General features: G+C 35.7%; 19 protein-coding genes and 1 pseudogene. 6 read left to right on the top strand and 14 right to left on the bottom strand.

Features of this window, described 5'->3' with window-relative positions:
- Nucleotides 1-45: 45 nt before the first annotated feature.
- From ACI6PB_RS01460 to ACI6PB_RS01445, 4 genes and pseudogenes are all read left to right on the top strand, one after another.
- Nucleotides 46-1,548, top strand: a complete 1,503-nt coding sequence (locus ACI6PB_RS01460; RefSeq protein WP_404327651.1) for an AMP-binding protein — start codon at nucleotides 46-48, stop codon at nucleotides 1,546-1,548.
- A 3-nt stretch (nucleotides 1,549-1,551) separates the two neighbouring features.
- A complete protein-coding gene (locus tag ACI6PB_RS01455; RefSeq protein ID WP_404327650.1) occupies nucleotides 1,552-2,361 on the top strand; it encodes an ABC transporter permease subunit in 810 nt (269 codons plus the stop codon).
- Between the two features lie 93 nt (nucleotides 2,362-2,454).
- Nucleotides 2,455-3,087 (top strand): annotated as a pseudogene (locus ACI6PB_RS01450) (ABC transporter ATP-binding protein); the annotation flags it as partial.
- A 100-nt stretch (nucleotides 3,088-3,187) separates the two neighbouring features.
- Entirely contained in the window at nucleotides 3,188-3,598 is a 411-nt protein-coding gene (locus tag ACI6PB_RS01445; RefSeq protein ID WP_025084552.1) for a protein-export chaperone SecB, read from the top strand.
- Between the two features lie 47 nt (nucleotides 3,599-3,645).
- Here ACI6PB_RS01445 and ACI6PB_RS01440 read toward each other — a convergent pair whose 3' ends face one another.
- The 6 genes from ACI6PB_RS01440 to ACI6PB_RS01415 all read right to left on the bottom strand — a co-directional run bounded on the left by ACI6PB_RS01440 (nucleotide 3,646) and on the right by ACI6PB_RS01415 (nucleotide 9,671).
- Nucleotides 3,646-4,179: a helix-turn-helix transcriptional regulator gene (locus tag ACI6PB_RS01440; protein ID WP_309510513.1), complete on the bottom strand. Its 534-nt coding sequence runs from the start codon at nucleotides 4,177-4,179 to the stop codon at nucleotides 3,646-3,648.
- Between the two features lie 153 nt (nucleotides 4,180-4,332).
- Nucleotides 4,333-4,866, bottom strand: a complete 534-nt coding sequence (locus ACI6PB_RS01435; protein ID WP_025084553.1) for a helix-turn-helix transcriptional regulator — start codon at nucleotides 4,864-4,866, stop codon at nucleotides 4,333-4,335.
- A 177-nt stretch (nucleotides 4,867-5,043) separates the two neighbouring features.
- A complete protein-coding gene (locus ACI6PB_RS01430; RefSeq protein WP_404327649.1) occupies nucleotides 5,044-6,021 on the bottom strand; it encodes an aliphatic sulfonate ABC transporter substrate-binding protein in 978 nt (325 codons plus the stop codon).
- Complete coding sequence (locus ACI6PB_RS01425) at nucleotides 6,018-7,535, bottom strand: AMP-binding protein (protein WP_025084555.1); 1,518 nt, start codon at nucleotides 7,533-7,535, stop codon at nucleotides 6,018-6,020. Before ACI6PB_RS01425 ends, ACI6PB_RS01430 begins: the two co-directional genes overlap by 4 nt.
- On the bottom strand, nucleotides 7,492-8,691 hold the full coding sequence (locus ACI6PB_RS01420) for an acyltransferase (protein WP_056955824.1): 1,200 nt from the start codon (nucleotides 8,689-8,691) through the stop codon (nucleotides 7,492-7,494). Before ACI6PB_RS01420 ends, ACI6PB_RS01425 begins: the two co-directional genes overlap by 44 nt.
- Before the next feature lie 254 nt (nucleotides 8,692-8,945).
- The gene (locus ACI6PB_RS01415) at nucleotides 8,946-9,671 is read right to left on the bottom strand and encodes a GntR family transcriptional regulator (protein WP_025084556.1); all 726 of its coding nucleotides are present in this window, start codon (nucleotides 9,669-9,671) and stop codon (nucleotides 8,946-8,948) included.
- Nucleotides 9,672-9,815: 144 nt separating this feature from the next.
- Here ACI6PB_RS01415 and ACI6PB_RS01410 point away from each other — a divergent pair, with 144 nt between their 5' ends.
- Nucleotides 9,816-11,186 carry a glycoside hydrolase family 1 protein gene (locus ACI6PB_RS01410; RefSeq protein WP_082603700.1) on the top strand — a complete coding sequence of 457 codons (1,371 nt, stop codon included), beginning with the start codon at nucleotides 9,816-9,818 and terminating at the stop codon, nucleotides 11,184-11,186.
- 15 nt (nucleotides 11,187-11,201) lie between these two features.
- Complete coding sequence (locus ACI6PB_RS01405; protein ID WP_404327648.1) at nucleotides 11,202-12,521, top strand: PTS sugar transporter subunit IIC; 1,320 nt, start codon at nucleotides 11,202-11,204, stop codon at nucleotides 12,519-12,521.
- A 55-nt stretch (nucleotides 12,522-12,576) separates the two neighbouring features.
- On the opposite strand, the gene ACI6PB_RS01400 is transcribed toward ACI6PB_RS01405, so the two are convergent.
- The 8 genes from ACI6PB_RS01400 to ACI6PB_RS01365 form a co-directional block, all read right to left on the bottom strand.
- Entirely contained in the window at nucleotides 12,577-14,166 is a 1,590-nt protein-coding gene (locus tag ACI6PB_RS01400) for an ABC transporter ATP-binding protein (protein ID WP_025084558.1), read from the bottom strand.
- A 181-nt stretch (nucleotides 14,167-14,347) separates the two neighbouring features.
- On the bottom strand, nucleotides 14,348-15,682 hold the full coding sequence (locus tag ACI6PB_RS01395; RefSeq protein WP_309510517.1) for a PTS sugar transporter subunit IIC: 1,335 nt from the start codon (nucleotides 15,680-15,682) through the stop codon (nucleotides 14,348-14,350).
- Between the two features lie 205 nt (nucleotides 15,683-15,887).
- On the bottom strand, nucleotides 15,888-16,787 hold the full coding sequence (locus tag ACI6PB_RS01390; protein WP_025084560.1) for an ROK family protein: 900 nt from the start codon (nucleotides 16,785-16,787) through the stop codon (nucleotides 15,888-15,890).
- A 1-nt stretch (nucleotide 16,788) separates the two neighbouring features.
- Entirely contained in the window at nucleotides 16,789-18,225 is a 1,437-nt protein-coding gene (locus ACI6PB_RS01385; RefSeq protein WP_025084561.1) for a 6-phospho-beta-glucosidase, read from the bottom strand.
- A gap of 47 nt (nucleotides 18,226-18,272) precedes the next feature.
- Nucleotides 18,273-19,649: a PTS sugar transporter subunit IIC gene (locus tag ACI6PB_RS01380; protein WP_404327957.1), complete on the bottom strand. Its 1,377-nt coding sequence runs from the start codon at nucleotides 19,647-19,649 to the stop codon at nucleotides 18,273-18,275.
- A gap of 138 nt (nucleotides 19,650-19,787) precedes the next feature.
- On the bottom strand, nucleotides 19,788-20,534 hold the full coding sequence (locus tag ACI6PB_RS01375) for a MurR/RpiR family transcriptional regulator (RefSeq protein ID WP_025084563.1): 747 nt from the start codon (nucleotides 20,532-20,534) through the stop codon (nucleotides 19,788-19,790).
- 1 nt (nucleotide 20,535) lies between these two features.
- Nucleotides 20,536-21,354 carry an SDR family NAD(P)-dependent oxidoreductase gene (locus ACI6PB_RS01370; protein WP_404327647.1) on the bottom strand — a complete coding sequence of 273 codons (819 nt, stop codon included), beginning with the start codon at nucleotides 21,352-21,354 and terminating at the stop codon, nucleotides 20,536-20,538.
- A 131-nt stretch (nucleotides 21,355-21,485) separates the two neighbouring features.
- On the bottom strand, nucleotides 21,486-23,822 hold the full coding sequence (locus ACI6PB_RS01365; protein WP_404327646.1) for a glycoside hydrolase family 65 protein: 2,337 nt from the start codon (nucleotides 23,820-23,822) through the stop codon (nucleotides 21,486-21,488).
- Nucleotides 23,823-24,088 lie beyond the last annotated feature (266 nt).

Below are 24,088 nucleotides of genomic sequence, written 5' to 3'. Positions count from 1 at the left end.
TATTCAATCGAACAATTAAACAAGTGAAAGGACTTGGTATTACTTATGTCAGAACTTACAGAAAGATTAAAACAACAATTAATTGATGGCTCTTCTCGTCCTTTGATGCAAGATGCTGGTCAGCACTGGTACTCTGGTAGTCAACTTAACTTAGAAGAAAATGTTTGGAAAAACTATTGGCAAAACAAAGGAATTGGTCATAACGATATCGTCTTAGTTGCTTTGTCTAATTCGGTTTCCTACTCTATCGTTATTCAAAGTCTTTGGGACATTGGTGCTATTGTACAACCCATTAATCCGGTTTCTACTGAAATTCAAATTAGTGAACTGGAAGATCAATATAATTATTCAGCAATTATTCTTAATGAAGATATTAAAGAACTATCTATCTTAAAAGATACTTTTACTAATCAACCCCGTTTAACCACTTTACATGAACCTGAAGTACAAATTTTTATCCGCAACAAACACATTGCACATCTCAATGAAACTCCCGATGATGATCAATTAGCGGTTATCATGCATACTTCTGGTACAACAGGGAAACCTAAACGGGTCGGTTTAACACACCATCAACTCTTAGCTGGTGCTTTCCACGTCATTGATAGCGAGTTACTCACTAGTCACGATAGCACTTTTATCTTGATGCCAATGTTTCATATCAATGCTTTGGTTATCTCCAACCTAGCTACTCGTCTATCTCATGGACAGTTACTCTTCCGTCCTAAATTCAGTGCCCACTTATTCTGGAAAGAAGTCAGTAGTGAAAAGGTAACTTGGGTCTCACTCACACCAGCTATTATCGCCATTCTGCTACAGCGTGACCAACAACCAACTGACAACAATCTGAGATTTCTCAGAACCGCTTCAGCACCGTTATTGCCTAGTACTCACGAGGAATTCAATCGTCGTTTCAACGTTCCTTTAATTGAAAGTTACGGTATGACTGAAGCAGCTAGCCAAATCGCTCAAAATCCGTTGGACCGGCCTCTTCAAAATAGTGTTGGTTTGCCAGTTGGTACTGAATTAAAGATTCTCGGTACCAATTATGAAGAGATGGCTGTCGGTCAAGTAGGTGAAATTGCCATTAAAGGTGAAAGTATTATTACACACTATCTCGATCCTCAACCTGAAGCTTTCCATGATGGTTGGCTTTTAACCGGAGATCTGGGTTCCTTGGATGAAGATGGTTATCTCCAAATTTCTGGCCGTAGCAAAGAAATGATTATCCGTGGTGGTGAAAATGTAAATCCGCTTGCCGTTGAAGATTGTCTTAACGTTTTGAAATTTGTCCGTGAAATGGCCGTAATTGGTGTTCCTGACAAAATCTACGGTGAGACTGTTACTGCTGTTATTGTCCCAACTGAAATCAGTCAAGATCATCGACACCAACTCGCATTGTTGAATGAATTAGCAAATGAGCAGTTATTACCTGTTGAACGTCCCACAAAGTATATCTTTAGTAGTCAATTACCAAAGAATGCTACTGGAAAAATTCAACGTACACTTCTAGCTCAAGAAGTGACTCAACAATTAAAGGAGGCTTAGTCGATGCAAGATTCTTTGACCATAGCACGCAAAAAGAGGAAGTTCGTTCTTCCCGTAACTAAATTATTACCATTTCTCTTGCCGATTATTCTAATTCTTTTTTGGCAGGTCAGTTCTACTTTAGGTTGGTTATCAAGTTCCGTTTTACCATCACCTCTAGCGGTGCTTCAAGATGGAATCAAGCTAACCCAAAGTGGTGACCTGCCTAAAAACTTAAGTATCAGTCTTTATCGTGCAACTGTCGGTCTTTTGATTGGTGGTGGAGTTGGTTTTATCCTCGGATTTATCAACGGAATGTCAAAGACTTGTCGTTTACTATTCGACTCCTCTATTCAGATGTTTCGTAATATCCCTCATTTGGCACTTATCCCATTAATTATTTTATGGCTTGGTATCAATGAATCAGCCAAAATCTCTCTAGTGGCTATTGGAACAATGTTCCCAGTCTATATCAATACATTCCACGGTATCAGTTCCGTCGATCCCGACTTGATTGAAATGGGGAAATCTTATGAACTCTCCAAAAGCCAAATGTTCTTCAAAATTATTTTCCCAGCTGCCTTACCACAAATTCTTGTTGGTATCCGTTATGCCTTAGGTGTGATGTGGACTACATTAATCGTCGCCGAAACTATTTCAGCCAGTTCTGGTATTGGTTATATGGCTAATAATGCTGAAGATTTCATGGATATGGAAACTGTTATTTTATGTATCGTCGTCTACGCCATCTTAGGTAAAATTTCTGACTTAGTCGCTAAAGGCTTTGAAAGTTTACTACTAGAATGGCAAACAACTGGAAGGAGCAACGTTTAAATGAATAAAAATTCAATGATTGAAATTAAAAATGTTAATAAAATGTATCAAGATCTAACCGCTTTGGAAAATGTAAACCTCAATATTAATCAAGGTGAATTCATTGCCTTAGTTGGTATGAGTGGTGGCGGTAAAAGTACCCTCTTAAGGTTGATCGCTGGATTAGAAAAACCAACTAGTGGGTCGATCACTGTTGGTGAAGACAACTCTCGCTCCATTATGAGAATGATGTTCCAAGAAGATCGTTTACTTCCCTGGATGAATGTTTTAGACAATTTATCATTTGGCTCTAAAGATAAAAATACTAAAGCACATGCCAAAGAATTATTAGATCTTGTTGAATTGGGCGATTACGCCGATCACTTTCCTAATCAATTATCAGGTGGTCAAAAGCAACGAATTGCCCTAGCTAGAGCATTGATGACTAATCCTAAAGTTTTATTGTTAGATGAGCCACTCGGCGCATTAGATGCCTTAACTAGAAGAAAAATGCAGGATTTGATCCTTGATGTTTGTCAAAAGCAGCATCTTACAACTATCCTTGTAACCCACGATGTCGATGAGGCTGCTCGTATGGCCGACCGCATCGTCGTTATGAAAGAATCAACTAATTACTATGAAAAAGATTGTCCTAAGAATCGTAATGCTGGTCAAATCGGTATTGTAGCCGATCGAGTCCTCAACGAAATTCTAGGTGAAAAGGAAATTCAAAAACAAACCGCTTAAAAAGTCGACCCTTCAAGGTCGATTTTTTTATTGGAATGGCAGATAAATATCGTTTTTTTCGGCAACGTGCTAAACTTACGAAAATGAATGGAGGAGAATCATGAATAAAATTGATCGATATTTAGAATTTGATGATCCCACTGTTTCGGAATTCGATCTCAAAGTTAACGAACAGTTCGACATCGTCGACGGCCTCGAACAATTAGACATTAAAACTATGATCGAAATGCCTCCGGAATTAGAAATAGATTGGAGCTCAGCTGTTCCCGTTTACTTAAGTCTTTTCGTCAATCTTGATCAAGACCAGGTGCCATATAAAATATCTAGTAAAATATCTTCGTATTTTAAAGTTGATGATGACATATCCAATGTTGACGCTTTGCAAATTTTACAAACAGATGCTGCAACGATTTTACTATCTTATTTACGCCCATTAGTCTCAATGATGACTGCAGCAAGTGGTTTCCCAGCTATGACACTTCCCATGATTGACTTTAATTCTGAAGATTAACGATAATAGCCCCAATAACTCGATTTTGAGCTATTGGGGCTATTTCTTTAAACATTTTTCTGTAATCTAATCGATTCCTGTAAGAAACCACTAAAGATTCCCATAATAAATGGCACTACAATCGTAATTAATAATAGAATCCCAAAAATCACAGCCTTCTTATTAAGACTTTCATTAAACTTATTTCGATTAATGCTATTGGCAAAGAGAATAAAAAATATTAAAGAGAATCCTGACATCCAATCACTCACATCATCCATGGATATTCCCGTTCCATAAATAATTGCCAGAGCAATAGCTACGAATACGAGTCCCGTAATGACTATTGTTTCAAGCTTGGTCAACCTAATCTTTCCATCATCTTTAAGTTTATCCATTAGAGCAACATCTCCTTTGATTAACTCATCCAAAGAGACACCAAATATTTCACTAATGGCAATTACGCTAGCAAAGCTAGGCAACGTCGTTCCATTTTCCCACTTTGAAATCGATTGTCTGGTTAAATGAAGTTTCTCTGCCAATTCGTTCTGTGACATATGATGTGATTTTCGCTGTTTTTGTAACTGATCACCAATCTTCATTTTGGTGCCCCCTTTATTTAGTTACAATTCTAGATGTAATTATCTAATTGGACGAGAACCTAGAGGTTGCTTTTACTTTGTCACTTAAATATACAAAAAGAATCGACCTAAAGTCGACTCCTTTATAAAAAATATATCGTTATGCATTCGTTATTAACTACCGTAAGAAATACCTTGATCTATTCCTTTAATAATTTCAGGAGTAGCATGCATAATCTGAGGTATCAAAAATAAAGCTAATAGTAATATGCCAAAAATAACTGCTCTTTTATTGAGTGATTTATTGAATAATTTCCATTTAATATTAGTTAAAAAACCAATACCAGTAACTAATTCAAATAACGAAATCCAATCCATCATCTCATGTGAAGTAACTCCATAAAAATAACAAACTCCTAAGACTATAAATGCCAACACAAATCCGACCGTAATAATTGTTTCTACTTTGGTTAATCCTATCTTTTCATGCTCAAATTTATTGATTAATGCCGGATCCTCTTTAATAAGCTTGTCCAAAGAAATATCAAACAAATCACTTATAGCAATCACATTGGTGAAACTAGGTAAAGAAGTTCCATTTTCCCATTTAGAAATTGCTTGACGAGAAATATTTAATTCAGCTGCTAAATCCTCTTGTGACATATTATGTTGCTTACGTTGATCCTGTAATTGTTTGCCTATTTTCATTAAGTCCACCTCGTTTAATATTTAAAAGCATATCTTAAGTGGATCTCATTGAACAGAAACCCTCGGTTGCAATTACAATAAAGCTCATTTTTATCGTTATACTATAGTTATAAGTTGTTTTTAACATTATAACAAAAAAGCCGACTATTTAGTCGACTTCCTTAATTCAATATTATTCTACTTATAATCACCTGAATCGCTAATAGTTACTTTATTATCGATCAGTCCTGCATCATAGAAGGTATCAGCAATCTTTTGTTCTTCCTTAGCATAAATAGCATTCATAGTGTAGATACCATAAGTACGGCGTTCTACCATTCTCTTGACTACTGCTTTAGAAACTTTCAAGGACTTACTCATCATCGTTATGAGTTCGCTATGGTTGTTGTTAGCCCATTGCATATCCTCTTCTAGATACTTAATTAAATATTTAGAAACCTCAGTATTTTCCTTAGCATAACTTTGTGTTGATAATACATAGTCACGATTATTCGTTATTCCAGAACCATCAACTAGTACTTTGGCATTCTGATTAGTTTCAGCTTGTGAAGTGTAAGGATCCCAAGTAGCCCAAGCATCTACCTTACCTTTAGAAAAGGCTACGCTGGCACTTGATTGATCCATATTGACCCAAGTAACATCACTAGCACTCATTCCAGCCTTCTTCAAAGCTGCCAATAACATGTACTGTGAACTAGTTCCTTTGGTATAAGCAACCTTCTTACCTTTCAGATCTTTTATTGAAGAAATACTTGAAGATTTCTTAACCAGGATTCCTGAACCTTTGGCTTTAGAAGATCCAGCCGCTACATAGGTCAACTTAGTTCCCGTTGATAAGGCAGAGACTGGAGGTGTATCACCAGTTCTAGCGTAATCGACACTACCTGCTTTCAAAGCTTGCATTAGAGAATTACCATCTTGGAACTCTTTGAAGACCACTCTATAGCCTTTGGCCTTCATCTTCTTAACAAACTCACCACGTTGTTTGGCAATATCGAAAGGATCACCTTTTTGATAACCAACTGTTACCGTTTGTAAGCCTGAACTGGAACTACTTGTATCAGTCTGTTTAAAACCATACAAAGCAACTACAGCCCAGAAAAGTAGAACGACACTGATTAAAATCTTTTTTAGAGTCCGTTTTCTTTTGCTCATGCACGCTTACCTACTAACGCTGACATTACTTGTTCACGTAACTTCAAGCGAATTACTTTGCCAGTAGCATTACGAGGATAATCCTTTACAAAGAAAATTCGTGTTGGTTGTTCATAATTCGCCAAGCTAGCTTTGGCATGCGCCATAATCTTGCGACGCTCCAATTCTTCATCCTGATCTCCACGAGTGATGACAACTGCCGTAACGGCCTCACCATATAGAGTATCAGGAGTTCCAATAACTGAAACCTCTCTGACAAAATTTAATTGGCTCAGAATATTTTCAACCTGGGCAGGCGCAACTTTTTCACCACCGTGATTGATAATGTCCTTCTTACGACCTTTAACAAAAAGATAACCGTCATTATCGAGATAACCTAAATCACCAGTTAAGAACCAACCATCTTTAAATGAATCTGGATGTGGATCTAAGTAATCACTAATAACATGGTCACCTTTAACCACGATTTCACCTAATTGATTACTTTCAGATACCACTTTTCCATCAACCATAATAGCGACATCAGTCTTAAAGGCTTTACCCGCTGAACCAACTTTAGGTGCATCGAAAGGATTAATTGTACATTGACTAGCAGTCTCCGTCATACCGTATCCTTCAAGAATTCTCGTATGGAATTTAGTTTGAAATTCAGTTAATTTATCAAGTGGTAAAGCAAATGATGAACATCTTACAAAACGTAATTTAATATCATTACTATAAGCCGCTAGAGAATTTTTATTTATCAATAGAATATTTACAATTGTTGGAACAACTGAAACCCATGTAACGCCGTTATCACGAATCTGATTCCAAAATTTGGAAGCACTAAATTTCTCAGTTACAACAATTTTTCCACCAGACAATCTAGTCGAAAGAATTGAAATAGCTTGAGCATTGATATGAAACATCGGCATAACTATCATTGTTGTGTCATGTTGGTTCATTTGGTGACTTTCAATATCATGTTCTGCAGCATTCTTCAAAATACGATGCGTCAACCCAACTCGCTTGGGCTTGCCTGTAGTACCAGAAGTATTGAGGATCAAAGCTAGATCATCTTCCTTTGGAAGTGCAGCTTCGTGGCCCATCAATTTACGATCACGAATGATGTGTAAAATTGAGTAAGTTTGTAAATGTAACGCCGTTACAATAGTCATTCTTTCATCCAGAACAGCATTAACCAAGTTTTCGCCTACAATTGAGGCCACGTAATCATGATCACTCAATTCTTGTTGTAGTTCTCTTTCAGGTGTCGTGGCCGAAATAGGATGCATAATTGCGCCCACTTCCCAAAGAGCTTGTGTTAAGACCGGATAAGCGGCCGTATTTGGTAAACATACCAAGACGACATCACCTAATCCTATGTGCAAGTCGATCAACGTCTTTTTTAAATCATTAACGTCTTCTCCAAACTCAAGCCCTGTGAACCATTTATTTGTGGTCTCATCTTTAATAATTTTTTCATTTTTATTATTCTTTAACTGTTTGTTTAATAGATTCGTTATTTCTGACATATTTTTTAACTCCTTTTTTTAAATGCCATTGTGGACGTCCAATTAATACTCCAAATGGGGGAACTTTGTAGCAGAACCATGAAATAAGAAAGGCTCCGCCTAATACAAATGCGTATCCTAATGGTAATAGCAACAACATGACGATTGATGGAACTTTAACCATGCTGAGAATCCCATATAACAATGTAATTGGAATTGTTTGTACCAAGTAGATTCCAAAGGATACTTTGGCCATATTACTTACCATACGATCAATTATCTTTGGTAATCCATTGTTTCGAGCATGAGCATATTGCCGCCCAATCCAGAAAACAAAGGCAATCATGAACGTATCGTAGATGAAGATAAACGGTTGATGAATCGATTCAGTTGCGCTCATACTTAGTTTTAGAATGTTCTGGTTACCAAAGAATAAGAACACTGTTCCAATAGCCATAACCAAAGTTGACCAACCAATCACACGATGATTTTTTTCAATAAACTTATCTACCTGATCATAATGAATCGCCACAAAGGCTCCGGCTATAAAGTAGAATTGATAAACCAAAACGTTCATTCCATAAGCTCTAAATAAGTACCACCAACTGTCACGGTCGACACCTGGCAGCCAGTACTTGATTCCTATCACTAATAACAGTTGAATGATTGCACTAGCTGCTAGAATAGCAGTGTGATGCTTTGGTAATTTTTTAAACATATAAACTATCAATGGGAAAATTAGATACAACTGGAACGTTACTAAGATGTAATACATGTAATACTTGTTACCATGAATGATGGCATCAATTAAATTTTTATAATAATCCGGCCAACTTATCGCTACACCAGCTGTAACGGTAGCAAACCACATTAGGATTGCATTCCAACCAATGTAAGGTATACCAACACTGATATAACGTTTTTTCCAAAAGTGTAGCCAATGATTATCGCGATTATAATAATTTAGAACCAAAACGAGTCCGGTCATAAACATAAAACCCATTCTGGTAAAGTGAAGCATCAAGTGGGTTGCTTCGATAAATAATTGACTACCTGAACCATTGCCGACATTATTCTTAAAAGCTGTTGTCGTATGGTTAAGTAGAACTCCGCCGATAAAGAGAACTCGCATTAAATCGACTTCATATAGGTATTTCTTTTTCTTCTTCGTTGCCAAGAGTTCACCTCTATTGCGATTATTTACTTGCTGTTAAAAAGCATAGTTAAGTTATAGCATCGCAACGGTGGTATGGTCTTGATGATTAATTAAGGTTAAAATAAGAAATTCTTAGATACGTGCCGTCCTCCACAAAAAGCCCGATTGGTCTGGACTAATGAGTTGTTCTATTATTTGTTACCAAAAATAAAAAAAGAGTGTTCATATCAACCAATATTTACATTGGAAATGATATGAACACTCTTTTATTTTTATTAAAAATCACTTTTATGTGAAAGAAATACCCTATAACCACCAGTGTCATAAGATCTATCCGTCGAAGACTTTTCAAATGGAGTTCCATCGTCTAAATAAACTACTTGGCTTACATTCAAAATTGGATCTGTTTTATCTATCTTCAGATACTTAATATCTTCACTATTAGGCTTTTTTGCCATAATGGTCCTATCTGCCGCACCGATTGTTAATTTCAGATCTTTTTGAATATAACCATAAATTGACTTATGCAAAACATCATCATTAACTCCCGGAATAACATTTACTGGCATCTTGGTGAATTCCAATGCATATGGTTCATCATCTACTATTCGCAATCTTTTTATATCATAAATTGCATCAGTAGCAGAAATCTTCAAATCCTTTTGTTCATCATCATTAGGGTATCTCAAATTAAATTCAATTATTTTACTAACTACCTTGTGATCCTTCCCTAATAGACTTGAAGTACCAACGTACTGATCTACACCAATATCCATGTTAGCAATACTGTCAGCATTATTTTTCACATAAGTTGCTGAACCTTGTTGACTATAAACGTAACCCTTAGTTTTTAATATTGCCAATGATTTTTGTAGTGTCATTCGACTCGTTGAATATTCTGTTGCCATCGTCTTTTGATCAGGAAGTGGATTGCCCGATTTGTAAATACCAGATCTAATTTTTTCTATGATATCGTTAGCTATTTCCTCATATTTCGACATAGTTTTCTAACCTCAATATTATCTTTAACTATATAATACCCGTGTTTATCTGGTTTGAAAACGTGATAATCCAATTTAATAATTTGGGTTTACAAGTTAACTGTAAGCGTGTACAATTCGTGTTGTAAAAGGAGGATAATTTTTATGAATGAATTAAGAAAAGATTTTTTATGGGGCAATTCAACCTCTAGTATGCAAACAGAAGGGGCTTATAACGAAGGCGGCAAAGGTAAATCTGTTTACGATATTCGTAAGGCTACTGATGATGCTTCAGATTGGAAAGTCGCTATTGATGAATATCATCGTTATCCAGAAGACATCAAATTGATGAAAGAAATGGGTATGAATTGTTACAGATTCCAAATTTCATGGAGTCGTGTTAACCCCGAAGGTGACGGCGATTTTAATGAAGAAGGTATCAAATTTTACAATGATTTAATTGATGAATTATTGGCTAATGATATTCAACCAATGATTTGCTTGTACCATTTTGATATGCCACTACATCTTGCTGAAAAATATAATGGTTTCGTTAGTCAGCATGTAGTTGATGCTTTTATCCGCTATGGAAAGGAAATGCTCAAACGTTTTGGTAGCAAAGTTAAATACTGGATCACTTTCAACGAACAAAATCTTTACAGTGTTCCTGAAGCTTTCAAAATTAGTGGTTACAAAGGTGACAATTCAATTAGAGATCTATATCAAATTCAACAACACGTATTCCTTTGCCACGCTGCCATTGCTAATGAAGTTCATGAAAATTATCCAAATACACAAATTGGTGGCATGCTAGCCTATCAAGAAGTTTATCCTGCAACAGCATTACCTACAGATGTTGCCGCTACGCGTAAATTCCTAGAATTTGCAGATAACAACCTAATTCGTCTATTCACTGAAGGAAAATATTCCGACGAAGTTCTCCATTATATGAAATTAAATCAGCTCGATGATATTTTGGACCCTAAAGAAATGGAAATTATTTCTCATACTAAGAGTGATTTTATCAGTTTCAGCTATTATTCGACTTCAACTATCGACAGCACACTAATTCCAATAAATACCTGCCCTAACTTTTACAGTATCGAGGGTCATAAACCTAATCCTTATCTTTTAACTAACGAATGGGACTGGCAAATCGATCCATTAGGATTTAGAACTGTTTTAACCACTATTTCTAATGAAACACACCTCCCACTCTTCCCAATCGAAAACGGAATTGGCGTTAGTGAAAAATGGGACGGCAAGAATCCTATCAACGATGATTATCGTATTAGATACCACAGAGATCACATTCAAGCCATGAAAGATGCTGTAAGTATTGACGGTGTAGACGTCATGGGATACCTCGGTTGGGGATTGATCGACATTCCTAGTTCACAAGGAAATATGGAAAAACGTTATGGAATGGTTTACGTAAACCGTGGCAATCATGATCTTAGAGATATGAAACGAGTTCCTAAAAAGAGTTTCAATTGGTTTAAAGAAGTTATCAAATCAAATGGAAATATTTTATAGAATGGAGTGATCAAGATGGATGCTAGTAAAAGCAAAGGTCAAAAATTTTTAGATAAATTTGCTGCTGTATCCGCACGTATTGGATCTGAAGTTCACTTGAGATCATTACGTGATGCTTTCACTGTTATCATGCCCCTATTCATCCTTGCTGGTGTTGGAGTTTTGATTAATAACGTTGTCTTTCCTAAACTGGCAAGTGGTACTACCCTAACCAATTTACAAGTTTGGGGAAACTTAATTTCTAACGGTACTCTAAACATTGCTGGTCTAATGTTAGCTCCTGCAATTGGATTCTGTTTGGCACGTAACAAAAGTTATAGTAATCCTATTGCCGCTGCTATTATTTCACTAGCTAGTTTAATTATGACAATGCCAATTTCATTAAGTGTAATTCCTAATGGTGCTAAAAAGGCCGTTGACGTATCTGGCATGCTTTCATTCAGTAATTTAGGAACAACTGGTATGTTCAGTGGTATTATCGTTGGTTTATTGGCTACCGAAGTATTTATTAAATTATCAAATGTTAAACATTTACAAATCAATTTAGGTGATAACATCCCACCTGCCGTATCTGCATCTTTTAATTCCTTAATTCCTGCTATTTTAACGGCCAGCCTATTTGCTTTAATTGCTGCACTTCTAGCCGTTTTTGGAAACACAGATCTTGTTACATTGATTACTAATGTTATTCAAGAACCTCTTAGAAAAGTTAATACCAGTCTATTTGGAATGTTGTTTATCTACTCGATTGGTAACTTTCTATTCACACTTGGTATTCACCAAACAGTTATCAATGGTACCTTACTTGATCCCGTCCTATTAATTAATATGAACAAAAACACAGCTGCTTTTGCTGCTGGACATCAAGCACCATACATTTTGACTAACACTTTCCGTGATACCTTCGGAATGATGGGGGGAACCGGATCAACAATTTGTTTATTGATTGCTATTTTCCTATTCTCCAAACAAAAATCAGGTAGAGAATTAGGCAAATTAGCCATTGCTCCTGGACTATTCAACATTAATGAACCAGTTATCTTCGGATATCCAATCGTCTTCAACATCCCTATGATGATTCCATTTGTATTAACTCCAGTTATCGGTATTCTAATCGCCTACTTCTGTACTGCAATTGGATTCATGAATCGAGTAGTCGTTATGGTTCCTTGGACCACACCACCACTATTATCAGCTTATCTGGCAACTGCCGGTGATTGGCGAGCCGTCCTAGTTCAAATAGTTACTATCATAATTGGCGTGTTCTTCTACTTACCATTTATGAAGATAAGTGAACGTGTCCAAGCAAAACAAGCTGAACAAGCATTAGATTAAAAAAATCGTATTAGTAGAATCAATCTACTGATACGATTTTTTGCGTAATAAGCCATTAAACATTTTCCAAATTTATAGTTTGAGTAAAATACTTTTCGTTCTCTTTATTAAACTTATGGGCTACTTCGATTACCGTTCTCTTCTGGTCATCTAGCAAGTTTCTTTCTACTATTGAAGACGTATCATAATCCAACGCTGATGTACCTTCGTCTAATAGCGCAATCGGTGTTCCTTTAATATAATATCTTGCCAAAGCCACTCTTTGTTGCTGTCCTATCGATAGATTCGAGGCATCGTCCTGAACAACCGCATCATCATTATTAAGAAAATCAACTTTGGACATATTTAGGGAATTCTTGAAAAGTTTTTCTTCAATATTTTGTCTCCAAAGAGTCACATTATTCCTAATACTTTCAGCAAAAAGATATGGTTTCTGATCAATATATGTAATATTTCTATTTAATGATTTATAATCAATTTTCTTTAAATCTAAACCATCAATTAAAACTTGTCCTTCATAATTCTTAATCTGTCCACTAATTATCTTTAAGAGCGTGCTTTTGCCGACTCCACTATTTCCAGTAATCAGCACCTTTTCACCCTTATTTATTGATAAATTAAGATCTTTAAAAATATCCTTTCCACCAACCGAATAAGATAAATTTTTAATCTGGATATTCTTTTCAAAGCTTGGTAACTCTGATTGAGAATCCATAGCTTTCTTTTGTTGAGTTAAATTAACTTTCAATTTTTCTACAATAGAATTAGTTGCCTTAATTTGCGTATATTCACTGCCAATTTGAGATAACGAATTGAATAAAGTCGCTGCCAAATTACCGGTGGAGCTAATAGCTCCCATAGGGATTATTTGTCCAATTGCTAAAATACCGGTTAATAAATCTATTCCTACCTGACAGAAGATACTTATACTACCAATTGAATTCTCAACACGCTTAGAAGTCTTTGTATAATCAACTTTATTTTTCGAATATTGTCGAGCATATTTATTAACCAATTTGGGCAAAACTGACAAGCGATTATAACTATAAAGCACGTCGAATCCATTCAAAATATTAGAAATTTCACTATTTAAATTTTCATTGGAACTAGATAATTCTTCAGTAACCTTCCCCATTGGCTTAGAAAGTAAATTAGGCAAAGTCATGAGAATTCCTGCTAATACTACAGTTGCCGCCAGTAAATAGTAACTATAAAGAGCCAACGCAATCGCCGATGATATGACCGCAAAGATGCTGGACAAAACCAAGTAGAGATTGTTCAAATAATTCTTTTCAATCATCCCAACATCATTTGTATATTGGGAAATATATTGACCCGTATTCATTTTATGAAAATGTGAATAAGTATCTTCTGACATATCGGTAGCAATCTTCACACGCAGATCTGCACAAATCTTTTGAACAAATTTTTCTTGAAAGAATGCCTGATAGTAATCACTCAACAATAATAGAATCCATACTGCAAGATTGATTAAACACCAGAAAAACAATTTTTTGATATTCCTATCAAAAATAGCATTTGTCGAATATGTCAGTAAAACTGCCGTAATTGCCGATAATATTGCATTGATAATAATCCAAACTATATTTAAACAATGATTTTTAGTATTCAAATATTTCCCCATATAATCTCCCCACTTTCAGCACATTGTTTTCGTGCTTCCTTGGGCAATATATTATTACTCTCAATCATATAAATCAATATCAATGTTATAAATAATTTCATCATTTTAATTTATTTAACTGAGAGATTATAAAAAGACTCATGAGCTTACAATACTCATGAGTCTTTATTAACCTAATATATTAAGCTTTAGCACTAGCCTCAGCTTGTTCTTGTTTATAAAGGATTGCATCTTGTTTGTGTACAAATGGATAGTAAACAAAGAATGATGCGATAATGATGATAGCTTGCCAAATCATAACTTTCCAACCACCAATCAAGAATCCTGAAATTACTGGTGGTGTAGTCCATGGTACTTGTACACCATTCAAGTATGGTAGGATACCAATCTTAATTAAGAAGTATGTTGAAAGCATTGAAAATGTTGGCATGAACATAAATGGTAACAACATGATTGGATTCAATACAACTGGTAAGCCAAAGAGAATCGGCTCATTGATATTAAAGATAGCTGGAATAAATGCCAATTTACCAATACTCTTTAATTGTACTGACTTAGCGAAGAACAAAAGATAGACAGCTAATCCAAATGTCATTCCGGCACCCGTAACGGTACCAAATTGATCCATCAATGATTGTGTAAAGATATGTCCACCTAAGGCTTGGGTTACAACACCGTGAGCTTTAAAAATTTGAGCATTTTGGAGTGCATTAGCTTGTAGTAGTGGTCCCATAATTCCGCCAACAATGATGGAACCATGAACACCAAAGAACCACAAGAATGGTACCAAAATACCAACTAAGAAGACACCTCCGGCTGTATCGGTTATTCCTTGTAAAGGTGTTTGAATTGTTGTATAGATCCATTGTGTTACAGTTTCGTGTACTACTAAATCAAAGAAGATATAAACAAGTAAGAAGCCTGTCACGATTACAAAAGCTGGAATCAAAGCAATGAATGATTCAGCAACTGCGGGTGGTACGGCATCAGGTAATTTAATTGTTATATGATGTTTTAAAAACCAAGAGTAGATCCAACCTGTCAACAATCCAACTAAGATTGCAGCAATCATCCCTTGACCGCCTAGACAAGTTCTATCAATAAATCCACCTAACATTGTAGGTGCTTGTTTTGCAGCAATAACTGTTTTAGTACCATTCATAACTGCCGTAGTTGGACGCATAATCAGTAGAAAACTGACCAGAGCTGTCATTCCGGCTGGAAGTGGTTCGAACCCAGCATCTTTTGCCCAATTATAAGCAATACCAACAACGGCAAAGATTGCCATAACACCAAATGAAGCATTATAAGCCTGTGTCCAATATGGCGTTAGACCAACCTTATTCATCCAATTAGCAACCGCTGGAACTGGAAATGAACTCAGTAGCAAGAAAACAGAACCTACCATGATGAATGGCAAGGAAACTAACATACCATTTTTTATTGCGGTTATGACACGGGTATTAACAAATTTCATCATACCTGGCATAATCCTTTTATTGAACCAATCATTCATATTCTCACCCCCATCAGATAAAAATATTTAATATTTAAAATACTTTTGGTTCGACACAAATCCTATCATCTTTAGTTATTGTTGATAGTAATTATGACAAGGAGGAAATATACAAATTGGACAAAAAATCAGCGACTTCAAAATACAGAGTCGCTGATTTTTTTCACGTTTTATAAAAACCTAACGGGGGCAAGCCATTCTGTTTCTATGCGTGAATCAATTGATAAACTGCACCAATCATCCCAGCATCATTCTTCAATTTAGCTGCTTTGACAAGTGGTAAATCTATATCCTTAATACTATTATGTGTAGCCTTGACTTCCTCAATCGTCTTATTCAGATTTTCGATGAATTCAGTATTAGCGCTAATTCCGCCACCAACAATTACTACCGCTGGATCAAAGGAAACTTCCAAATTGATAATTCCCTTTGCCAGACTATGATAGTAACTCTTCAAAATGTTCTGAGCTAAAACTTCCCCACCGTCAGCACGTTTAAAGATTAGGCGAGCATCTTCAACTGGTTGATCACTGAACTGATTATATCGTCTGATCAAGCCAATGACAGTCGCACCACGGAAATTTAGACTGCCCATCTCAACATCAATATCATCATCTTCAACAATCATCCAACCGAATTCACCAGAACGAGCATGAGCGCCACGATAGATTTGATCATTAATAATCATCGCACCACCGACTCCAGTTCCCAGAACTAAACCAATATAGTCGTGAATTCCTTGAGCTGAGCCAATCCACTTTTCAGCAATCGCTGCAGCATTGGCATCATTTTCGATTTTGGCAGGCAAACCTGTTTTTTCCTCTAACAATTGGGCCAAATTGATACCTGTAAAACATTTCACAGCTCCAGAAGTTGTTAGGAAACCATCTGCTTGGACAACACCAGGCATACTGACACCGATACCTAAAACATTCTTATCAACTGATTGAATGTTTTTAACGGCTGTTACCAAGTCCTTCAACAAACCAGCTTGGTCATCAACGTTAGTCTTAAAATGTCCTTTATTAGATACAACTCCATTTTCGTCAACTAAACCATACTTAACTGAAGTTCCTCCAATATCTAAACCTACATAATTTTTCATATTAATCTATCTCCGCACCATTGGTTTTAATGACATTTTGGAACCAGTAGAATGAGTCCTTCTTGTATCGATTCAAACTACCTGTTCCGTCATCATTCTCATCAACGTAAATCATACCATAGCGTTTAGACATCTGACCGGTACTTGCGGCTACCAAATCGATACAGCCCCAAGGTGTATAACCAATCAAATTAACACCATCTTTCAAAACAGCTTGTTTCATTGCATGGATATGATCAGTCATATAGTCAATTCGATAATCATCATGAACTTTGTTGTCACTAGTCTTTTTATCGATAGCGCCAAGTCCGTTCTCGACGATGAATAATGGTAAATGATAACGATCATTGAACCAGTTTAGAGCATATCTCAAGCCAACGGGATCAACTTGCCAACCCCATTCACTAGCCTTAACGTAAGGATTCTTAACACGATCATGACTTTCATTGTATTCAAGCTTGCCAGTATCTTTGACAGCAAAGGACATGTAATAACTGAATCCTATATAATCAACTTTACCTTGGCTTAACACTTGCAAATCATCGTCAGTCATATCCAAATCAAAATTACGTTCTTGGAAATGATTCAACAACCATTGTGGATAGAATCCATTTACGTGAACATCAGCGAACCAGAATCTTGTTTGCATCGCGCGTTGAGCAAATAGAATATCTTCTGGTTTAGATGTGAGTGGATAGATTGGAGTCATCGCAATCATGCAACCAATTTGAAAATCAGGATTGATCTCGTGACCAATTTTGACAGCTTTAGCACTAGCAACTAACTCGTAATGAGCGGCTTGATACATTAATTTTTCATTATTTTCTTCTGGTTTAGGAACAATTCCTGAATCAGTGAACAAAGCGTGTGTTGATTCATAATCAGTTTGATTATTGATTTCATTAAATGTCATCCAATATTTAACTTTATTCTTATAACGTTTGAAGACAACTGTAGCAAATTTAACAAAGAAGTCGATTACCTTACGACTGCGCCAACCACCATATTTTTTGACCAAATGATATGGCATTTCAAAATGAGACAATGTAATTACAGGTTCAATGTTGTATTTGTGTAGTTCATCAAACATATCGTCATAAAACTTTAATCCAGCCTCATTAGGTTGTTCATCATCACCATTGGGAAAAATTCTTGTCCAGGCAATTGATGTTCTAAAGCACTTGAAGCCCATTTCAGCAAATAATTTTATATCTTCAGGATAACGATGATAAAAATCAATTGCATTGTGATTAGGATAAAATTCATTAGGATCAATTCCATCAGTAATTTTTCTAGGCACACCGTTGGCTCCGATAGTCATTACATCAGCTGTACTGATACCTTTGCCCCCTTGATCAAACCCACCTTCTAATTGATGAGCAGCTACAGCGCCACCCCATAAAAATCCGTCTGGAAATGATTTTCCTTCTAAAGTCATAAATTTGTCCTCCTCAAATGCGTTACATCATCGTTATATATTTATAATTAAGCTTCTACAGTACCGTTGATATCTTCATCTTCGGCACCCTTTTCGATTTTTTCCTCTTTATTTTCGTCATCGTCAGGAACAGCCATCTTGTTAGCTGCCAAAACGAATGGGAAGTACATAGCTACAGAAATTGCTAAACAAACAAATCCAATTACTAGTCCTAGTAAATTACCACCAGTTCCTATAAACGGCATCAATGGTCCTGGAGTGGTCCAAGACATACTAATCGCCGGCGATGGTATCCAATTAAAGACAACAGTTACAAAGTAACCAACCAAGATATTAACAACAGGTGTTAATACGAATGGAATAGCCATGATTGGGTTTAAAACAATTGGTAGACCAAACATCAAAGGTTCATTGATATTAAATAGTCCTGGAACGAAAGCTAATTTAGCAATAGCACGATAATCTTTTCTTCTTGATACTAAGAAAATTGCAATGATAAGACCTAGAGTCATACCAGAACCACCCATGTTAGCAAAAACATCGTTTAAAATTCCCCATGTAACACGATGTGGGACACCTACGACACCATGAAGATTGATATATGTTTGATTACTCATATCAGCTTCAGTAAAAATAATTGATCTCAAAGCATTCAAAGTATTTGGACCATGAATACCAACAAGCCATAGCAAATTTTGAACAATGGCAATGATAATAACACCATAGATATTGACACCAATATGAGTAAGCGGTGTTTGAATAGACTTATAAATCACATCATTGATACCTTGTGGTGCAACCAATTGAATAAGAAAATTCAAAATTGAAGCAGCCATAATGACAAAAACAATTGGAATTAAACCATTAAACGAACGAGCAACAGCTGGCGGAACCATATCAGGCATTTTAATTTGTAGTTTCTTAATTCTAGTAAGCTTAGGTAAGAATTCACCAACTAAGCCACCACAGAGCATGGCAACAAACAAGCCTTGGGCACCAAGATATGTTGTTGGTAGGTATGTAACTCCGCCCTTCATAATTGAAGGTGTGTACATAATCATAAAGACAGCAATTCCTGTCAATCCAACTAACATATCATCGGCTTTAAAATACTTGGCCAAATTTCTAGCAACCAGATAAGCAATGAAAATTGAAAGAATATTCATTGTTCCGTTAGTTACAGAGTTTAGAAGCCTTTGAGCATCTTCCAAATGTGGGAAAAATTTCGGTAAAAATAAAATCTGTGCAATAAAACCTTGTTTTGAAAAGACAAGATTATTAATCAAAATAACAATTGAAGCAGCCATTGTGATTGGAAATGTGTACATGAAAGCATCACGGATAGCAGCGATGTGACGTTGTTCGTTTAACTTAGTAGCAAACGGAACAATGTGTTTTTCCATGAACGCATTGAAACTGTTCATCATAATATGAATCCCCCTTTATTTGATTACAAATACCAGTATAGAAAAACGCTTACAAATTTTGAATACTTTGTAAGCGCTTTGAATTGCTGTACCTAAGCTTTGAATAATATTCCAATCGCGGTACAACATGTTCCATTATTCTATTTTTCGATCAATGTCTTGATTATGTAATTCCATTAGTAAACCATCAACAATATAAACACACGGTACCTGACTTGTTAAATCGTAGTATTTATGAATTCTAGTTTCTGGAATATTGTAACTAAGTGCATAGCGACCAATTCTAGCAATAGGACTTTCAATATTTCCCGTTATACTAACTAAAATAGTATCTGGACTATTAACAAAGTTATTTAAAGTTTCCAAAATTTCACTAGTCCGCCCTGAAACTGATAGCGTAACGATGACATTATTAGAAGTATTGTGTAATTGTTGGATCAAAGGATAAAACGGATCCTTAACTGCATATGAATTGAATCCTAGTGACGCTGCTTGTCTCGAAGCATATTCAGCAATTGCACCAGACCCTCCCATTCCAAAGAAAACAATATTATCAGCATCTAGCATCAAATGAGCTACCAACTTAATTGTCTTTTCAATGTCATTGGGAAAAGCATTCCGATCAATAATATTCAATACATCACTTTTTGAACGCATTAAATCTTGATTCTCACTTTTAAATGAAACCTTGAACTCGGGGAAACTACTATAACCAATTTTATGAATAAAGCGCATGACTGAAGAATTGGAAACATGTGCCCCTTGAGATAAGTCACGTACTCTCATTAAAGGAACTTGTTCATCGTGATCAACAATATAGCGATAAATGGCCATATCAACTTCTGATAATTTATCAATATCTTTGAATCCAAAAAATGCCATATTAAATCCCCTTCATCATTTTGGATAAAACTGCTCGATAAGTATTAGGCATCGTTCTAGCCACTAAGACCATCCCATGATCAACGATCGAGTGATAGTAACGGCGTTTTGGTTTAATATCAGTCGCAGCTCTGTAGAATACTTTTGCCAAATCTTCGGCTGTTGCTTCACTGAAAGTAATCTTTGAGAAGAGTTCTTCTGTTTTATCAAGCATGTTTTCATATGGTGAATCTTCAATTAAGTTCTTATTAGCATTTTCAAAAGCAATCTTACTCCATTCAGATTTGGTTAAACCTGGTTGAATGATAACTGAACGAATTCCGAATTGTTTGACCTCTTGATCTAAAACGTCACTCCACATGTTCAAACTAGCTTTAGTAGTGTAGTACCAACCACCAAGTGGACTATAAATGTTAGAACCAACTGAAGAAATATTAACAATTCGGCCTGAACCTTGTTGTCTCATTTGCGGCAAAACATATTTTGTTATTTGAGCAGCCCCGAAGACATTGACATCAAACTGCTTTTTAGCATTTTCTATCGGTACCTCTTCAATCGGACCAAATTCACCGTAACCAGCATTATTCACTAAAACATCAATTTGTCCTTGTTCACTAATAGCACGATCCACTAAAGCACGCACTGAAATGGCATCAGTCACATCTAGACTCTGTGTATGAATACCTTGCTCCTTTAAATCAACCAATCTTTCAATTCGGCGAGCACCACCGTAGACTTCAAATCCTTGTTCTTTAAAATATAACGCTGCCGCTTTTCCCATCCCTGAAGAAATACCTGTGATGATTGCTACCTTTTTCATAATTTCTCCTCCTATACTATTACGTTAATTCTATTATAGAAAGCGGTTTAATTATTCAAAAATATAAAATTAATTAGTTAATCAACAAAAAAATCTTATCAACTCCTCAACGAAATTGATAAGACTTTTCTTTAATCCTCTACGTTCACTTCAATCGATATAGGGATTTCTATTTTTGAATTAGCAGCAACGTGATAAATCTCATTGTGGTTAATAAAAGTAATAGCGTCTCCTAAAACAGATACTTGGAAGGTATCCTTGTACACATCAATCTTTAACAAACTACCTTGCCAATTAATTTCAAAATGCAAACTATTCCATTTATTTGGAAGATGCGGTTCGATTCTTAATTGACCATCAAGAACTCTAACACCACCAAAGCCCTCAACAATCATATTCCAAATACCACCAATTGAGGCCATATGTAACCCTTGATTTGATTTGCCGGCGCCAGTCCCTAAATCGACTTCACATGCTCTTTCAAAATAATCATAAGCCGTATCAGCCAAATTTAAATCACTGGCCAAAATACTATGAGTTGAAAAAGATAGTGATGAATCGTGTGTGGTCTTGGGTTCATAGTAATTCCAATTGACAAGTTTAATATCGTCACTAAATAAATCTTCAAATAAGAAGACTAACAATAAGACATCAGCCTGCTTAGTAACTTGTAAATCATTAATCTGTTGTAAATTATAATCTTTGAAGATCTTCGCATGACCTCCGTCGGATTGATACTGAGCTGTTTCAATTATTTTCTTTTGTAAATATGTGTCATCTTCTGGAATAACATCGAATTCATTAGGTTTGGGTAGAAAAATCAAGTTAACCTTAGAAATCCAGTCTTGATAAGATTCATCAAGCTTTAATTTCAAATTCAATCCATTATATATTTCCGGATTAGAATTTTTCAATACATCAATCACTGCAATCGCTTTTTGAATACACCAGAAAGCAGTGTAATTGGTAAACGCATTGTTATCGATATGTTCCTTGTACTCATCAGGTCCAATTACATTATCGATCACAAATTTCTTACGTGCAGGATCCCATTCTAACCGACTAGCCCAAAACTTGGCAGCATCTAAAATAATTTCATAACCCATTTCTTCAGCAAATCTCTCATCTTTAGTAATCGACAAGTATTGCATTACGGCAATAACCACATCACTGGTAATGTGTTGTTCCAAAGAACCTGAAAGAATTCGCATTGGCTTTCCCGTTACAATATCAGCTGATCCCCAAGGTGGCGTCATTTCACCATCAGTCGACCAAGCTGATTCCCAAGGAAATTGAGCTCCCCAGTAACCATTAGCCTTAGCCTTCTTTCTGGCACCATCTAGTCCTAAATAACGATATTTCAGCAGATTGCGAGCCATCTCCGGCATTGTAAAAGTAAAGTATGGCAACATATAAATTTCTGTATCCCAGAACGTATGGCCTTTGTACCCCTCGCCAGTCAGACCTTTAGCTCCAATATTCATTCTTGAATCTTTAGGAGTATTGGCCGCCAACTGATAACGAGCAAAATTGATTGCTACTTGTGGTTTGACATCATCTGAATCAATACTGATCAAACTACGTTGCCAAACGTTGATATTCCAAGTATTGGCTGATTTATTCAGTAATTCACCATAATTAAGTAAACTGGCACGCTTAATTGCATCTATAGATATATCTGAAATAGTGTCACTACCCACATCGCTATCAATAGTCGTATAGACATTAGCATATTTAACAAAAGTGAATCTTTTACCCTTAGCCATGTCAACATTATATTCGTCAAAAATTTGACGGCGATCCATTCTAATATCGGGCTTAACTTTTAACAATACCTCATCTATATAGGCCTTTTGTGTCACATTAAAAGCAAAACCAATATTCGTTTGTTGCGTCTTTTCCTGTAATTGCAGAATTTTACCATCAAACAAACGTTTATCGCCTTCAACTAAGTGTTGAGTTCCACTATTGGAATATTGACCATCAATCCCTGAATTGAGTTTAATATTTAAATCACTTTGATTAGAAGTAATTTCTAATTTTGAAACAAATAAATGAACATCATTCATTGAAACAAAACGTGAAAACTTAAAACTGATTCTATTACCATCAATTAACCAATCAAATGATCGAATTAACTCACCGTTCTTCAAATTGAGATGCTTATGATAATTTTCTATCAATCCTGTGCTTAATGAAAATGCTCGTTGATTGATTATGATCTCCATATTTAATAGATCAGGCAAATTAGGAAGTTCCGTAACTTCATCATTGAACGCATCAAACGTTCCAGACACGAACATGTCACGTCTCTCGTTTAAGTTTCTTTCTTCGGCAGTTGCCCTTATACCTAGATAACCATTGCCTTGAAACATTATTGCTTCAGTCTTATCTGCCTTGAAGAGGTCGAAATTGTTGGTACCAATATACCAACTGTCATTATTTTTGGTGGTTACACAATATTCCATAAGTCATCATCCGTTCATTAAAGATATTTTGCCCTCAATATCAGTAATGCCGTTCACATAAATCGAATCCTCTGCTTTTATTGTACCTATTTTTTCGTAGATGTGAACTATTTCACTTGTGATTTATCATTCAAACTTTTGGCACAAAAAAAACTCACTTGTCTTCTAAGCATCTCTACAAGTGAGCAATCATACGGCATTCATTTATTTTGTTTTTAACCATATTTAATATAATTATTAAAAAATATAGATTTATTTATATAGAA

Source organism: Companilactobacillus paralimentarius (assembly GCF_963227125.1).
Classification (GTDB): Bacteria; Bacillota; Bacilli; order Lactobacillales; family Lactobacillaceae; genus Companilactobacillus; species Companilactobacillus paralimentarius.
This window is presented reverse-complemented; position numbering and strand designations above follow the sequence as displayed.

Excerpts from the sequence above, each read along its gene's own strand:
- ACI6PB_RS01460 (WP_404327651.1), top strand. The coding sequence starts at position 46 with ATGTCAGAACTTACAGAAAGATTAAAACAACAATTAATTGATGGCTCT.
- ACI6PB_RS01455 (WP_404327650.1), top strand. The coding sequence starts at position 1,552 with ATGCAAGATTCTTTGACCATAGCACGCAAAAAGAGGAAGTTCGTTCTT.
- ACI6PB_RS01445 (WP_025084552.1), top strand. The coding sequence starts at position 3,188 with ATGAATAAAATTGATCGATATTTAGAATTTGATGATCCCACTGTTTCG.
- ACI6PB_RS01440 (WP_309510513.1), bottom strand. The coding sequence starts at position 4,179 with ATGAAGATTGGTGATCAGTTACAAAAACAGCGAAAATCACATCATATG.
- ACI6PB_RS01435 (WP_025084553.1), bottom strand. The coding sequence starts at position 4,866 with ATGAAAATAGGCAAACAATTACAGGATCAACGTAAGCAACATAATATG.
- ACI6PB_RS01430 (WP_404327649.1), bottom strand. The coding sequence starts at position 6,021 with ATGAGCAAAAGAAAACGGACTCTAAAAAAGATTTTAATCAGTGTCGTT.
- ACI6PB_RS01425 (WP_025084555.1), bottom strand. The coding sequence starts at position 7,535 with ATGTCAGAAATAACGAATCTATTAAACAAACAGTTAAAGAATAATAAA.
- ACI6PB_RS01415 (WP_025084556.1), bottom strand. The coding sequence starts at position 9,671 with ATGTCGAAATATGAGGAAATAGCTAACGATATCATAGAAAAAATTAGA.
- ACI6PB_RS01410 (WP_082603700.1), top strand. The coding sequence starts at position 9,816 with ATGAATGAATTAAGAAAAGATTTTTTATGGGGCAATTCAACCTCTAGT.
- ACI6PB_RS01405 (WP_404327648.1), top strand. The coding sequence starts at position 11,202 with ATGGATGCTAGTAAAAGCAAAGGTCAAAAATTTTTAGATAAATTTGCT.
- ACI6PB_RS01400 (WP_025084558.1), bottom strand. The coding sequence starts at position 14,166 with ATGGGGAAATATTTGAATACTAAAAATCATTGTTTAAATATAGTTTGG.
- ACI6PB_RS01395 (WP_309510517.1), bottom strand. The coding sequence starts at position 15,682 with ATGAATGATTGGTTCAATAAAAGGATTATGCCAGGTATGATGAAATTT.
- ACI6PB_RS01390 (WP_025084560.1), bottom strand. The coding sequence starts at position 16,787 with ATGAAAAATTATGTAGGTTTAGATATTGGAGGAACTTCAGTTAAGTAT.
- ACI6PB_RS01385 (WP_025084561.1), bottom strand. The coding sequence starts at position 18,225 with ATGACTTTAGAAGGAAAATCATTTCCAGACGGATTTTTATGGGGTGGC.
- ACI6PB_RS01380 (WP_404327957.1), bottom strand. The coding sequence starts at position 19,649 with ATGAACAGTTTCAATGCGTTCATGGAAAAACACATTGTTCCGTTTGCT.
- ACI6PB_RS01375 (WP_025084563.1), bottom strand. The coding sequence starts at position 20,534 with ATGGCATTTTTTGGATTCAAAGATATTGATAAATTATCAGAAGTTGAT.
- ACI6PB_RS01370 (WP_404327647.1), bottom strand. The coding sequence starts at position 21,354 with ATGAAAAAGGTAGCAATCATCACAGGTATTTCTTCAGGGATGGGAAAA.
- ACI6PB_RS01365 (WP_404327646.1), bottom strand. The coding sequence starts at position 23,822 with ATGGAATATTGTGTAACCACCAAAAATAATGACAGTTGGTATATTGGT.